Origin of the sequence: Pseudomonas sp. 15A4 (genome assembly GCF_016925575.1) — a bacterium.
GTDB lineage: Bacteria > Pseudomonadota > Gammaproteobacteria > Pseudomonadales > Pseudomonadaceae > Aquipseudomonas.
In genome coordinates, this window is record NZ_CP068986.1 from 2313455 (window position 1) to 2327806 (window position 14352).

A 14352-nucleotide genomic window follows, 5' to 3' on the forward strand; every position below is an offset into this window, starting at 1 on the left:
AAAAAGGCGGTCACCTTTCGGGACCGCCTTTTCTGTTACTGCACGACGCTAATCAGTGAAGCGGATCAGTCCGGCAGTTTGTAGGCGATCACGTAATCGCCCTGTTTGGTGCCCAGCGAACCATGACCGCCTGCAACGACCAGCACGTATTGCTTGCCGTCCTTGCCGGTGTAGGTCATCGGCGTAGTCTGGGCGCCTGCTGGCAGACGGCCTTCCCACAGCTGCTTGCCGTTACGAACGTCGTAGGCGCGCAGGTATTGGTCGAGCGTGGCGCTGAGGAACGACACACCGCTGGCGGTGATGAACGTGCCGCCCAGGCTTGGAACGCCCATGGTCAGCGGGATCGGAACCGGCGAGCTGTCACGCACGGTGCCGTTTTTGTGCTTCCAGATGGTCTGGTGGTTGGTCAGATCGACCGCCGCCACGTAACCCCATGCTGGCGCTTGGCAAGGCAGACCCATTGGCGACAGCAGTGCTTCGAGGATCACACCGTAAGGTGCGCCTTTGTTTGGCTGCACGCCTTCGGTTTCGCTCTTGCGACCCGGGCCGCCTGCGACTTCAGCCGCCGGCACCAGTTTGGAACGGAACGCCATGTAGCTCGGGTTCACGAAAGCAATCTGACGCACAGGGTCAACCGAAATGCCGCCCCAGTCGAACACGCCGAAGTTGCCTGGGTACACCAGCGAACCTTGCAGCGACGGCGGGGTGAACGGGCCTTCATAACGCAGGGATTTGAAGTCGATGCGGCAGAGCATCTGATCAAACGGCGTCACGCCCCACATGTCGCGCTCTTTCAGCGGCGGCGGCATGAAGTTCAGGTCGGACTTAGGCTGGGTAGGCGAGGTGTGATCACCGGCGACCGCGCCCTGAGGTACAGGGATTTCGTTGATCGGCACGATGGGCTGACCGTTGCTGCGGTCCAGCACGTAGATGCTGCCCTGCTTGGTCGAAGCCAGAACAGCAGGCTTCACGCCGTCAGCGGTTTTCATGTCCATCAGCGTTGGCTGACCGCCGACGTCCATGTCCCACAGGTCATGGTGAGTGAACTGGAAATGCCATTTCACGTGACCGGTGGCGATGTCCAGCGCGACCAGACCGGCGCTGAATTTCTCCGAGGCCTCGGTGCGGTTACCGCCCCACTGGTCAGGCATCTGATTGCCCATTGGCAAGTAGAGCATGCCCAGCTTCTCGTCGACGCTGAACATCGACCACATGTTGGGCGAGTTGCGGGTGTAGGTCTTGCCCTCGGCGATCGGCGTGGTGTCGTCCGGGTTGCCGCTGTCCCAGTTCCAGACCAGACGGCCGGTGTGCACGTCGAAGGCACGGATCACGCCCGACGGCTCGTCGGTGGAAACGTTGTCGGTGACGTGACCGCCAATGACCACGAGGTCTTTGGTCACTGCCGGTGGCGATGTCGAGTAGTAACCGCCCGGTGCGTATGTGCCGATGTTGGCGCTCAGGTCAATCGAGCCGTTGGTGCCGAAGTCTTCACACATTTTGCCGGTGTCGGCGTTCAGTGCGATCAGACGGGTGTCGGCGGTCGGCAGGAAGATGCGACGCGGGCAGCTATTGGCGGCAGTGGCAGCGGCCGGAGCGGCCGGGCTTTGCGCAGGCGCCGCAGCATCGGTCGGAGCAGTGGCAGCGTAGGCGGCGTCATCGTGATACGACACGCCACGGCAGGTCATGTGCGCCCAACCCTTGAAATTGGCTGCTTTGCCGCTGCTGATCTTCGGATCAAAGCGCCAGATTTCCTTGCCGGTGTCCGGGTCCAGTGCAATGACCTGGCTGTGCGGCGTGCAGACGTAGAGCATGCCGTTGACTTTCAGCGGGGTGTTTTCGGCCGTGGTTTCACCCGGATCGTTCGGACCTGGAATGTCGCCCGTGCGATAGGTCCACGCTGGCACCAGCTTGCTGACGTTGTCCGGGGTGATCTGCGACAGCGGCGAATAGCGATCGCCGAAAGCGGTACGACCGTAGGACTGCCAGTCGCCATCCGGCATGGCCGGCGCAGCACTGGTGGTACCGGCGGTTTCGCGGTCCAGCTCGCCTTTGATTTCGCCCGGGTGGGTGAACTGGCTGGCCAGCGCGGCGATGCCCGCCACAATCACGGCGGCGCCCAGTGCGCGAGTACCGGCATCGCCGACCTGGCCACGAAGGACCGGACGACGGAACCATGGCAGCAGCATCACGATGCCCAGGGCAAACCAGAGTGCCAGACGCGGCACCAGTTGCCACCAATCCAGGCCCACTTCCCACAGCGCCCAGACGGTACTGGCGAACAACACCAGTGCGTACAGGCCAAACGCCGCGCTGCGACCCATCATCAGCAGGACGCCGGTGATGGCGAAGCCGATGCCGGCCAGCAAGTAGTAAAGCGACCCGCCCAGTGTCAGCAGTTTGATGCCGCCGACCAGCAAGGCCAGGCCCATTATCAGAATCACCAGCCCGAGCAAGCTCGGAAGCAGGCGACCCTTACCAAAAGCACCCTCAGTGCTCATAAGTGTTGTACTCCGTAACGATGTGATGATTAACGCGTGTTGGCGTGAAGGCTTGGCGGCTAAGCCATGCCTTCAATGCCGATGCCTGGAGGCAGACGGACGAGCGGAGCTGATCAGAACGAGGACTGGATTTTCAGCCCCGCGACCAGCGCGTCATCGACCTGATTCACGCCGCCCGGATGACGGATGAATTGCAGGTTCGGGCGCACGGTCAGCCAGTTGGCGACGTGCACGCCGTAGTAGATTTCGGCGTTGTATTCAGTGTCCTGCACGGGCAGGAACGCCGGGTCGTTGTAATCCGAGACGCCTGCGGCCTGATTACGCAGGTTGATGTTCTTGCGGTACGCCGGGTTGACGTGGATGCGGCTGATGCCGACGCCGATGTCATCCTCGGGCCGCGCGTCGAACGGGCCTTTGTACGTCGCGCCCAGGGCAACAAAGTTGTCGATCATGTTGGTTTTCTTGTCGTGCAGCGTGCCGTTCGCGAACAGGCTCAGGCCGCGGCTGTCGTCGCTCGACTCGCTGTTAACTTGCTGACGCAGGGTCAGCCACATGCCGTGTTTGCTGGACGACGAGGCGTAGTCATCGCCGCTCTGGGCGGCGTATCGACCGTTGCTGTCCTTGTAAACGTCGCTGCTGTCGGCGGTGCTGTAGTAGTAACCGGCGCGGTATTCGCCCGGCAGGCCGTTGACCTTCGGCGACCAGACGACTTCGACCGGCAATACCGCGCCCTTTGTGCCGCTGCCGCTGAGTTTGAAGGCGTTATCGTTTTCCAGGTTCGACGGGTTCTGCTCGAACGCACCGACCTGCACGAACAGTTCGGGGTTCAGCTGGTATTTGACGCGCATCGCCCACTGGCTGATCGGCCAGTTGTACCAGATGCCGCCGCCCCAGTTGCCGACCTGGGAACCGCACAGCGCCAGGTTCTGGAAGTCGCACGGGAAGGTGTTGAAGTCTTCGCCTTCGTTGAACCGGCCGACCTTCACGCTGAGTTTCTGGTCGAGAAATTTCTGCTGATACCAGAGGTCGGTCAGGCGCGTGACGTTGCCCCGGCCCCAGACTTCCTGGGACGACGAAATGGTGCCGGTGCGCGGGTCGCCCACGCGGTCGTTGCTGATGTTGTCACCGTTGCGATTGGTCAGGGTCAGCTGAAATTCCGCGTCGTGCCAGCCGAGGATCTTCTGCAGGTCCATGTGCGCGCCGAGGGCGAACTGGTCGCTGTAGCGGGTGGCCTTGTCATGGTTGTAGCCGCCGTGCAGGTTGGAGCCCACTTCGACGACTGAGTCGAGCTTGAAGTCGTAGCCTTGCTCGGAAAGCTCGCTGCGCTTGCCGCCCCAGTCACCCAGCATCCACGGCGACGTGCTGTCGAACGCCGGCGCGGCGTGGGCGCAGGTCGCGAACCCCAGCGCCGCCAGGCTTAGCGTGCTGGCATGACGAAGGGCTCGGGACGATTTGCAGGTCGGGATGCAGATCGGGCGTTTCAGATGGCTGGGCATAAGGCGTAAGGTCTTTTTGAGTTATTCGAGAGCAAAAGGCGATGCCGCTCGCAACGCTTTGAAGGCGCGTTGCAAGGTCTTAACAAAGGACGAATTAACCGTTTCAGCGTTTAGGGCGGCGATGATAGGACGCTAACGATTTTTTAAAAAGTCGAAATTGCGACATGGATCGTTGCGATCGGCGTAACAGTGGCGGGGACTCCGGGTAGCGCTGTCCATTGTCTGGCCCGGGTGTCTGCTTTGTAAGAGAGCAGGGTGATGTCCCGCCGACCCTTACAGAGGGAGCGTGGATGGGGGTTTAGAAGGGGTCTCCAAATTGTAGGATTCTGCTGCGTGGCGGCTGGCGCGACCCAAATGTAGGACTGGCTCTAGCAGGGAAGAGGCCGGTTCGAACACCGTAGATGTACGGCGTGGCGGATGACGCTTTCCCGGCTGAAGCCGGTCCCACTAAGACCCTGCGTCGTTCCAGCAAGAGTGGCTGAATGCATGCGATCTAATTGTGGGACCGGCTTTAGCCGGGAAGGGGCCCATGTGGGCACCCTCATGTGGGGGCGTCACCGTTCAGGGGGGCTCTAAAATGTCGTCCGGAGCCCGACCTCGACACTACGGCCTTCAGCCGGGGCGATGTCGCGCAGAATGGAGCTGGCGTATCGCACGGTCTGATTGGTGAGGTTCTCGCCGCTGACGAACGCCAGCCACTGACTCCCACCCACCTTGAAGGTGTAGCCGGCACTGGCGCCCAACGTCGTGTACCCGTCGGTGCCGGTTTCGTTATCCGGCACGCGCCGTTGCGAAGCAGCGTGTTCGAGGTCGATCCTCGCTTGCCACTTGTCCACTTCCCACAACAATCCGCTGTTGAGCCGCAAAGGGGCGATGCGCGGCAGGGCCTCTCCGGTATCCAGGTTCTTGGCACGGGTGTAATCGCCGGACAGCTCCAGGGCGAAATTGCCATACCGGGTTTCGCCGAGCTTCCAGTGATCCTTGGCCTCGAAACCGGCAAACCGAGCGCGCACGCCTGAGTAGGTGTACTCGGGGATGCCGTCAGGGTCTTCAGCGCCTTCATCGTTCAAGGTACGGCCGCTGCCCAGCAGTCCGATGTAGTTGGAGAAGTGGCTGTAAAAGACGCCGACACTTCCTTTATGGGTACCGTTGTCAAAGCGCAGCGCCAGATCGCTGGAAACGGCTTTCTCTTTGGACAGGTCGGCATCCCCGACTTCGTACGTGCCGGTGGCGACGTGAGCGCCATTGGCATAGAGCTCATAGAACGTCGGCGCCCGCTCAGTGTAGCCAAGGGTCGCCGCCAGCGACCAGATCGGCGTCAGCGTGTAAACGGCACCGGACGAAACGCTCCCTGCAGTAAAGCTGCTTGAGCTGTTGGCGTTGGCGAATCGCTCGTTGCCCCCTCCGTCCGGGTCCACGGTGGTGTGTTCAATGCGGCCACCCAGGCTGAGCTTCAGGCGATCAGTGGCCCGCAGCTCTTCCAGAATGAACAAGGCACCGGCGTCAGTATCGGTCTGCGGGACGAAGGCCTCTTCGCCAAGGGCTGAAAACTCGCTGCGCGTCACTTGGGCGCCGACGATGCCTTCAACCGGGCCGATGGGCTGATGCCGGGCCTCGACGCGGGCTTCATAGCCCTTGTTCTTGAACGTGGTGCCGACTTCGCCGTCTTCGATCTCCATGTGCTTGTAATCGGTATAACCGGCGTCGAGTTTGACCGAGCTGAACGGGCCGGAGAGATTGCGGATCTCGGAGGCAAATGCGTAGTGGTCCTGCTTCATGCGGATGCGCACGCCTTGCTCGGCAGGCGACCCGTAATTGGCGTCGTAATTGCTGTAGGAAAGCCCGGCGTAACCGTCGTCCCAAGTGTAGGAGCCTCCGACCGCGCCTCCGTCCTGTCTCCCATCGCTGTTACCAAGGCGGTGTTTTTTGTCGCTGTCTTGCGGATCCCGCGCGCGCTCATCGCCGGTGCGGGCATAGCCCGGGATCTTCAGGTCGTTGAACTCCCGCGCGTTGGCGTCCAGGTGCAACGCAAAAGTGCCATTGCCCGCTTCCAGCTTGCCCGCGCTGCTGCGGGTTGTGTCGGCACCGCCATAACGCAACTCACCCGCGCCCTGAATGCCCTCGATGGCTTCGGTGGGGATGCGGTTGTCGAACGTGTTGACCACGCCGCCGATGGCGCTGCCCCCGTAAAGCAGCGCTGCAGGGCCGCGCACGATTTCAATGCGGTCGACGTTGACCGGGTCCAGCGGCACCGCGTGATCGTAGGACAACGAGGAGGCGTCCAGCGCGCCCACACCGTTTCGCAGAAGCCGGATGCGATCGCCGTCCAGTCCCCTAATGATCGGCCTGCTCGCGCCCGGTCCGAAATAGGAGGATGAGACGCCGGGCTGTTTGTTCAACGTCTCGCCCAGGCTGCCTTTCTGTTGCAGGGTCAGCGCATCGCCGGTCAGTACAGTGGTTGGCGAGGCAAGTTGATCGCTGCCCAGCGGATTGGCGGTGATGATTTGCGGCTCCACCTCGATGGCGTACGCAGGTGAGGTGATCAGCAATGCGGCAGCAAGCGGCGTCAGGCGCCACGGACGGATTTGTGAGGGACGGGACATGCGACGTTTCCTTGGACAACGATTCAAAATGTGCGATATGTAAGTGTTATAACATAACAATAAAAAAGCAATCATTTTGAAATCGGTCGCCCTCGTCGGCTGCTTGCAGTCTTCACACTGACTACGGCGTCCGTTAAGGTGCGCAGCTCGCGAAACCTCTTCCAACCAGCCCGTCCCCTCAGCGTCCATAGGCCCGCCATGACCACACCCAACACTAATCCGCTGCACGGCGTGACGCTGGAGCAGATCCTCATCGCGCTGGTCGAGCATTACGAGTGGTCGGGCCTGGCCGAACGGATCGACATTCGCTGCTTCAAGAGCGACCCGAGCATCAAGTCCAGCCTGACGTTTTTGCGCAAGACGCCCTGGGCGCGGGAGAAGGTCGAAGGGTTGTACATCAAGCTGGCGCGCACCAAGCGGCCTTGACTTGACCTGAATCGCCGATTGCCAAGGACTGATCCGAATGCCCAGCCCCATGTTGCAGCTATCTCCAGGCGGGCGCCGTTTTGTCATCACGGCCGCCATGCTCGGCTGGTTCGGGCTTGCGGTGCAGCTGTACCTGATTCTCTGGGGGCGATGGATCGACCACGCCAGTCTTCTCGGCGGGCTGGTGCGGTTTTGCAGCTTCTTCACCGTGGTGACCAACACGCTGGTGGCAGTGGCACTCAGCTGTGCAGTCATCGACCGGCATTCAGCGGGGTATCGGTTTTTCCGTTCCCCCGTGGTCTGCGCGGGGATCACCACCAGCATTGTTCTGGTGAGCCTCGCCTACAACCTGCTGCTGCGGCATCTGTGGACACCCGAAGGCTGGCAGTGGATCGCCGATGAATTGCTGCACGACATCATGCCGTTGCTGTTCCTGGCCTACTGGTTGCTCTTCGTCCCCAAAGGCCTGTTGAAACCCCGGCATGTGCTGATGTGGATGCTGTATCCCGTGGTTTACTTCGGCTATTTGCTGTTACGCGGAAATGCCTTCGGCGACTACCTCTATCCATTTCTCGACATCGGCACGCTGGGCGTGGCCAAGGCGCTGACCAATGCGCTGGGCGTGCTGGCAGGTTTTGTGGTCATTGGGTCAGTCGTATATGGGATAGACAACGTTTTGGGCCGTAGAGGGCAGTCGTAACCTGTATGGATGACGCGCCCCGAATCTGGGGCGCTGGCAGTACTCAATCATCCCGAGGATCTCGTACACCTCACTCCTCGTCCGAACCGTCCGCGCGCCAGTATCCGGCAGCTTTTACAGTCGCTTCGTCCAGCTTGAATTCATCCAGCAGCACGCGCCGCACCTTGCGTGACAGGGACGATTCGGTCGCTACCCAGGCATACAGGCTGCCTGGGGGCAGAATCAATTGACGCGTTGCATCAAGCAGATCCTGCTCGCCACGCACCACCCAGATGACCTCGACCTGCGCCTCGCTGGTCAGCGCCTGGCGCTCCGCTGCGTCATCGATTTCGACCACCACCAGCGCACGCCGACCGACTGGCAATGCTTCCAACCGACGACCGATGGCGGGGAGGGCGGTCTCGTCGCCGATCAGCAGATAGCTGTCGAACATGTCCGGCACGATCATCGAACCCCGAGGCCCGGCGATATTCAGCGTTTGTCCGACCTCAGCCTGGGCCGCCCAGGTCGCCGCTGGACCGTCGCCATGCAGCACGAAATCGATGTCCAGCTCGCCGGTCTGCGGGTCGTAGCGCCGCGGGGTGTAATCGCGCATCGCCGGACCTGGGCCTTCAGCGTTTTGCAACGGCGCCTCGCTGTCCAGCGCTGCCTGCTCTTCGGGCGTGGTGGCGAACAACAGTTTGACGTGGTCGTCCGTGCCCAGACTGATGAACCCTGCCAGCTCCGGCCCGTGCAAGGTGATGCGGCGCATGCGCGGGGTGATGTCGGTCACCTTCAACACTGCCAGCTTGCGACGTTTGATCTCGTGGCTGACGCGGTGAATCCCCTGTGGTGCATTCATTCTGATTTCTCCGAAGCAGTTTGTTGGCCGTCGACGATGGCTTTCGCGGTGTCGTTCAGCAGGTCGCGAACCCGCAGGATTTCCTCAGGGTTCCAACGGCCGTGGTGCATCTGCAAGGCATGACGCAGGTTGTGCACGGCCTCGTGAATTTCCGGCGGACGATCGTGGCCGCGCAGCGAGCGCTTGCTGACGTCAATGCGCATTTTCACGCCATCCAGAGCGACGGCCTGTTCAGTCAGGAACTGCTGACCGGCGTCGGTGATGCGGTAGCGTTTCTTGCCACCATCGGCATCGCCCTCAATCAGCTCGCTTTCTTCCAGAAAGGTCAGTGTCGGATAGATCACGCCAGGGCTCGGGCTGTAGGCGCCGTCAAACAGCGCTTCGATCTGGCGAATCAGGTCATACCCGTGGCAGGGCTGATCGGCGATCAGCGCCAACAGCAGCAGTTTCAGGTCGCCCGGGGCAAATACTCGCGGGCCGCGGCCGCCGCGTTCACGGCCGGTACGTTTCTCAAAACCATCGCGGCCGTCGCCGTGCTCGCCGAAGTGAGGGCGGTGATGGTGGGGGTGATCGTGTGAGTGGTCTTTCATTTTTTCATCTCTTGGTACAAGTTAGATATACCTTAAGATATATCTTATTGTTTCCACAAGACGCGTTAAGACGAACGGTTGTCGTCCATTTTCTGGGTGATGCACTCGATGACTTCAATGAAAACCGGCTACAGACGCGTTGCCATCTGCGTCGGGACGGGCGCCTTGCACTGTGTGAAAGTGCCCGGCTCCAGATAGGGATTGAGAATCGGCGCCATGCCTTTGAGCACTTGAACCGGAAGGGCGGAGGTGAATTTGAAGCTCTCGGCAGCGCGTCCAGGGACGTACGCCGTCAGGGTGCCGTAATGGTTGTCGCCGATGAAAAACACGAAGGTCGCGGTGCGATTGATCGCTTTGGACGCCAGGATTCGCCCGCCTGCGCCGACGCTTTCGATGCGGTTGTCGCCGGTGCCGGTTTTACCGCCCATGGCCAGCCCGCTGCCACCTTGAGTTTTGAAGCTACCGGACACGCGCCGCGCCGTCCCGGCGTCCACCACCTGGGAAAGCGCCTCGCGCATGGCCGCAGCGACTTCAGATGGCAGCACCCGTTTTCCCAGCTCGGGGTTGTTCACCAGTTGTGTTTCGTAAGGTGTCTGCGCGGCGAAATGCAGGCTGTCGATGCGCAACACCGGCAGGCGAATGCCATCGTTTTGAATGATGCCGATGAGTTCGGCGAGCGCGGCGGGTCGGTCACCGGAACTGCCAATCGCAGTCGCCAGCGACGGCACCAGATGATCGAACGGATACCCCAGCCGTTGCCAGCGCTGATGGATGTCGAGAAACGCTTCGATCTCCAGCATCGTGCGAATGCGGCTGTCGCGAGCACTCTTGTGCCGGCTCTTGAACAGCCAGCTGTAGACTTCCTGCCGCTCGAAACGGCTGGCCGCGACGGCATCCTTGAACTTGGCGTCCGGGTTCTGCAGCAGATACCCCACCAGCCACAGATCCAGCGGGTGAACCCGGGCAACGTAGCCCTGATCCGGCAGATCGAACTTGCCGGGGCCGTAGGCGAAATAGAGCTCATCCAGGCGCTTTTCGGTCAGCGCCGTTTTGCTTTTTCCCCGGCCATGTGCGCCCGGACGAATGCATTGAAAGCGCTTTGCGTGGCATCCGGCAGCAGGTAGCGGTGCACGGCGGCCAGTCGGCTCGCCGCGGGATGCACCCCATCGAGAAAGGTGTCGAGCCGGTCCTGGGTGGATTTGTTTTTGTAACGCTTCCAGAAGCGCATCAGGAATGACTTGCCCTCGCGGTCAGCGAACTCGGCCAGGTATTCCTGACGCCTCGGGTCGCTGTCGTCCTTGAGCAACACCGCGCTGTTGTTGGGCCCCTGATAAGTGGTGTAGCGCACCAGATCGCGCATCAGGCGAATGAACGGCAAGTTGATCGACTCCCGCAGAGCTTCGCGAAGAGTCGGGTTTCGGGCGTTATCCTCTCGGCGAAAATTGTTGAAATGATGCAGGCCTCCGCCGGTGAAAAAGCTTTCGCCGGGGCTGGCCGAATACTGACGATCGAGCGCGGCAGCGAGCATCTTCGAGAGGTCACGATCGGTGTTCTGAATCAGGTAATCCACGGCCCAGCGGCTGAGACGGTCTGACTCTTCAACGGGGGCTTTCTTCAAGGCGCCAGTGGGCTGATCGGCGTACTTGTCGTGCAGCTCGGCAATGATCTGCAAGTAGGTTGTCAGCACGCGCATTTTCGCCGTCGAGCCCAGCTCCAGCTTGCTGCCCTCGTTGATATCGAACGGCTGATCCGTGCTGTCGGTCTGCACACGCACTCGCGAGCCATCAGGGTCGCGCTCGAACAGGGTGAAGCTGTAACGCACCGCCTGGGTGCTCGCCGGAGTGAGCAGGTGCTCGCCGATCAAGCCCATCTGACCGGCAAATTCGGGTTTGGCGAGGTCCCGCAGGTACTGACCGACGCTGACCTGCAGGTCATTTTGCAGCGTGCTGGTGGCCGACAGATCCAGACGATCGAGGTCGTACAGCGAACGATTGAGCATGTTCGACAGCCGCGTGCGGGCGACGGTGATGCCTTTGTTGCTCTCAATCGGCTGCACCGTCGGCTGCTGCACCCAGTCGCGATACGTCACGCTGGCCGCCAGTGCGGCGTCGGCCAGCGGTTGATCGATGACATTGTTCTGTGCGAGCACGCGCAGATGGCTGTCAGTCAGATCCGCGAGTTCCTTGCGCCCCTTCGCCAGGAAGTGTGAGGGCCTGCGCTGAGCAATCACCAACGACAGGACTTCACGCAGCGCCAATCCCTGCGCCGCGAGGGTCTTTTCGTCCTGCGTCTTTGCGATCAGAAGCTGATTGGTCCGGTCGAAGTCCGCGCCGTACCAGACCCGCAAACCTTCGGCCATGCCGTGGACTTCGCCATGACCGGGGACCGCTGACAGCGGCACGCTGTTGAGGTAATCGCGCACCACCCGCTGCCGCGCCTCGAGGGTCTGCTGGCCCGGCTGATAGGCGCGAACGCTGGCGGACACCATCTGACGAATCTTCTCGCTGCCCGACAGCGTCAGGCCGTCCGGCGAGTGCCGGTACTTCTCCAATTGAGTCGCCAGTGTGCTGCCACCGGCCGACTGCCCCGGCAACCCCACCACTTTCGCCACCTGGGAAAGCGCTGCCTTGAAGAACCTTGGCCAGTCCACCGCCGGATTGGCCAGTGGGCGCTGATTATCCAGCAGGTCGCGGTTCTCGATGAACAGCAGGCTGTTGACCAGCACGGGCGGGATGGCGGCGAAGGTCGGGTACAGCTGCTGCGGGTAGGTGTATTGATAGAGAGGCTCGGCGCGACAGTCAGAAATGGTCAGGCCGGATTGAATCTTCTCCTGATACGGCACGAAGAAACCGCGCTTGGCGTAGGACATTAGATCGGGAGAGAAACGCGCCTGTGCGCTGATCAGGTAGTCACGCTTGAGCAAGCGCGGCAGGAATTCGTCGAGGGCGGAATAGCCCAGGCGTTTGTCAAAAGGCCCGTCACCCGGGTACACAATGGCGTCACTGGGGCCGGCCTCGACGGTGTAGCTCAGGCCTTGGGCCAGTTGGCTGAATTCCTGGGCCTGCAAACGCGAGCTGCGCACTTCGGTCGAGACCACAAATCCCAGAATCACCGCTGCGACCAGCACCGCCGCCAGCAAAAACCGCCACATGTAACGTCGTGGGCGAGCATGGCCTGGCACTGATCCGTTCCCCTGACTGTCAGCCTTGACCGCAGCCTTCTTCGTATCGGAATGCCAAAAAGCGCCCATATCGTAAGCCCGGTCCAGCCTGCACATCGCACTTGATACAAGCGTAGACGCTGGTGGGCGTGAGTGAAGAGTTTGTGACCGGCTCTCGGTCGGCTTCTTTCGGGAAGCACATTCGTCATCCGACCGCCGGATCTCCGTGATAGACGCTAGGGGTCTCGCTAAACCCCCTCGCGCCTTTTGCCTAGTATTCCCCGGAGCCGTTACGGGGATTGACTGATTTGTAGGAAATCTCTTGTTTTCCGCCTCGCCGGTTGACCGGCGTTGATTGAGATAGTTACGTCCTTTCGTCACCTTTGAATGCGGTGGCAAATTAATTTTAAAGAGGATGAAACTATGAGCAAAAAAATAATTTTGAATAGCATGTTAAGAGGGTTTTTTGTAGCGTGTGTCTGTACTCTCATCGCGCCGGCCAGCGCGCAATCAATCTCTCCCGCGCAACCCCATGCCAAAGGTTTAGAGAAAAGTATTTCTGAGGTACATGATGATGGTGAGATGATTCTTACTGTGCTGTCTGATCAAACACACGTGTTAGACGCTGTGCTTAAAAGCAAGACCGCCGTTCACTACTATAGTTTTACTTCCGTCAGAGGCCAAGATGTGCTGGTGTCTAACGCACCAGAAGTGTCAGGTCCACCGTTTTGGGAGTTGGAATACTTCGATGGTGCTAACTGGCTGAAAAAACCTGATTCTGAAGATAAGTTCTCTAGTTTGATGCCTGGGACGGATGTGCTCATCAGGGTCATCCACAGAGCCGATGCCCCTTTCTCAGGACGGCCTTATCATTTGGCGATCGGCTCTTACCCGGTTTTAAAAGATTTCGAGTTTAGCGACGAAATCGGTGTTAACAGGATTCCTTCAGGCTATACAGAACCGTCTTGGTTATGGACACAGGGCTATACACAAGGAATCTTGAAAGCAAGATTCACCGACTCTGTCGGGGCGCCACTGAAAGGGGCTGTAGGGCGCTTTGTGCTCAGTCTCAAGGAATCCCGCATTCGGCCGGTCGTAGAGGAGGTGATCAGTGACGAGCACGGTGTCGTCACCAAAGTCGTCAACTTCGAGCGCTGTGCCGGAGGCCACGAGGCCAGGGATTACGTAAGCTACAATCACGGTACTAACACGTGGAGAAGTTATTACTATGTGGGAGGCTATGTATTTTCCAACTTTTTACTGGGTGCTAAGGGAGAGGTAGAGGCCAATAAAGATCTTAGGCTATTCGGCCATATCTGCAATCAACGGCTAATTAAAAGCGTTCCTGGGCCCGCCTAAATGAATAAGCTTGGCTGGTCATTCTCCAGCCAAGCTTATCGCTGCTTCAGATACGCACTGAGATATACGGTGTTCGTTTTTCCGCCCTCTCAGAGATTTGGTTTTTCCACGTTTGCTCCATGTCGTCGCTCTCGAGGATTTTTCCGTAGTCAACGATCCGGGCGATATCAGCCGCCTCAAGCTTGTAGCGGGCATTGAAGCCGGTTTTGTCATATTTGGCCAACGCTGACATTGCGCTTGAATGGTCGACCAAATGATCCTTTATGCCTCGGTGCTCTAGCTGCTCTGTCAGCCAGATCCGCTCCTCTGCGGAGAGGCTTTCCTGAGGGTCGAGTATCCGGACATTCCCACTGCTATCAACGCCAACGCTGAAGTTTTTGGAAGCCAGTTCAGGTCGCAGGTTATAGAGCTCGTTTTTGAATGAGGTATACGTCAGGTTTGCCAATTCAAGGGATATGGCCGCATCAATCCTTTTCAAGGATAGATAGTCGGCCATGCTTGTTATGTTCTTCATATTCGGCTCGGCAAGCCACGGTTGTTCATCTTCCACTGCAACTGAGTCTTGAGACATGTCTTGGCTGCCGGGGAAGTCGTCGCCATGCTTTAGCTGTACTGAGATCCTCGCTGGCGCTAAAGCCGCGTGCTGCATCAGATTATGTAGTTGCATTTTTGCCTCCGC

The 14352-nt window shown here is 59.9% G+C and carries 9 protein-coding genes and 1 pseudogene; 3 read left to right on the forward strand and 7 right to left on the reverse strand.

Annotation, left to right across the window (positions count from 1 at the left end; genetic code table 11):
* Positions 1 to 65 precede the first annotated feature (65 nt).
* The 3 genes from JN403_RS10410 to JN403_RS10420 all read right to left on the reverse strand — a co-directional run bounded on the left by JN403_RS10410 (position 66) and on the right by JN403_RS10420 (position 6597).
* On the reverse strand, positions 66 to 2498 hold the full coding sequence (locus tag JN403_RS10410) for a glucose/quinate/shikimate family membrane-bound PQQ-dependent dehydrogenase (protein WP_205486911.1): 2433 nt from the start codon (positions 2496 to 2498) through the stop codon (positions 66 to 68).
* A gap of 113 nt (positions 2499 to 2611) precedes the next feature.
* A complete protein-coding gene (locus JN403_RS10415) occupies positions 2612 to 3994 on the reverse strand; it encodes a carbohydrate porin (protein WP_205486912.1) in 1383 nt (460 codons plus the stop codon).
* A gap of 572 nt (positions 3995 to 4566) precedes the next feature.
* Positions 4567 to 6597, reverse strand: coding sequence for a TonB-dependent receptor (locus tag JN403_RS10420; protein ID WP_205486913.1), 2031 nt, complete (start codon positions 6595 to 6597; stop codon positions 4567 to 4569).
* A gap of 198 nt (positions 6598 to 6795) precedes the next feature.
* On the opposite strand from JN403_RS10420, the gene JN403_RS10425 reads away from it, so the two are divergent.
* Positions 6796 to 7023: a VF530 family protein gene (locus JN403_RS10425; protein WP_122622363.1), complete on the forward strand. Its 228-nt coding sequence runs from the start codon at positions 6796 to 6798 to the stop codon at positions 7021 to 7023.
* A 37-nt stretch (positions 7024 to 7060) separates the two neighbouring features.
* The gene (locus JN403_RS10430; RefSeq protein ID WP_205486914.1) at positions 7061 to 7723 is read left to right on the forward strand and encodes a Pr6Pr family membrane protein; all 663 of its coding nucleotides are present in this window, start codon (positions 7061 to 7063) and stop codon (positions 7721 to 7723) included.
* A 70-nt stretch (positions 7724 to 7793) separates the two neighbouring features.
* Here JN403_RS10430 and JN403_RS10435 read toward each other — a convergent pair whose 3' ends face one another.
* From JN403_RS10435 to JN403_RS10445, 3 genes and pseudogenes are all read right to left on the reverse strand, one after another.
* Entirely contained in the window at positions 7794 to 8564 is a 771-nt protein-coding gene (locus JN403_RS10435; protein ID WP_205486915.1) for a siderophore-interacting protein, read from the reverse strand.
* Entirely contained in the window at positions 8561 to 9154 is a 594-nt protein-coding gene (locus tag JN403_RS10440) for a PadR family transcriptional regulator (protein ID WP_172609451.1), read from the reverse strand. Before JN403_RS10440 ends, JN403_RS10435 begins: the two co-directional genes overlap by 4 nt.
* A gap of 128 nt (positions 9155 to 9282) precedes the next feature.
* A pseudogene (locus JN403_RS10445) lies at positions 9283 to 12404 on the reverse strand (transglycosylase domain-containing protein).
* Between the two features lie 333 nt (positions 12405 to 12737).
* Here JN403_RS10445 and JN403_RS10450 point away from each other — a divergent pair.
* Positions 12738 to 13673, forward strand: a complete 936-nt coding sequence (locus tag JN403_RS10450) for a hypothetical protein (RefSeq protein WP_205486916.1) — start codon at positions 12738 to 12740, stop codon at positions 13671 to 13673.
* 46 nt (positions 13674 to 13719) lie between these two features.
* Here the strand turns inward: JN403_RS10450 and JN403_RS10455 are convergent, their stop codons facing one another.
* A complete protein-coding gene (locus JN403_RS10455) occupies positions 13720 to 14340 on the reverse strand; it encodes a hypothetical protein (protein WP_205486917.1) in 621 nt (206 codons plus the stop codon).
* Positions 14341 to 14352 lie beyond the last annotated feature (12 nt).

Coding starts and splice junctions, on each gene's coding strand:
- JN403_RS10415 (WP_205486912.1), bottom strand. CDS start 3,994: ATGCCCAGCCATCTGAAACGCCCGATCTGCATCCCGACCTGCAAATCG.
- JN403_RS10450 (WP_205486916.1), top strand. CDS start 12,738: ATGAGCAAAAAAATAATTTTGAATAGCATGTTAAGAGGGTTTTTTGTA.
- JN403_RS10455 (WP_205486917.1), bottom strand. CDS start 14,340: ATGCAACTACATAATCTGATGCAGCACGCGGCTTTAGCGCCAGCGAGG.
- JN403_RS10440 (WP_172609451.1), bottom strand. CDS start 9,154: ATGAAAGACCACTCACACGATCACCCCCACCATCACCGCCCTCACTTC.
- JN403_RS10410 (WP_205486911.1), bottom strand. CDS start 2,498: ATGAGCACTGAGGGTGCTTTTGGTAAGGGTCGCCTGCTTCCGAGCTTG.
- JN403_RS10430 (WP_205486914.1), top strand. CDS start 7,061: ATGCCCAGCCCCATGTTGCAGCTATCTCCAGGCGGGCGCCGTTTTGTC.
- JN403_RS10425 (WP_122622363.1), top strand. CDS start 6,796: ATGACCACACCCAACACTAATCCGCTGCACGGCGTGACGCTGGAGCAG.
- JN403_RS10420 (WP_205486913.1), bottom strand. CDS start 6,597: ATGTCCCGTCCCTCACAAATCCGTCCGTGGCGCCTGACGCCGCTTGCT.
- JN403_RS10435 (WP_205486915.1), bottom strand. CDS start 8,564: ATGAATGCACCACAGGGGATTCACCGCGTCAGCCACGAGATCAAACGT.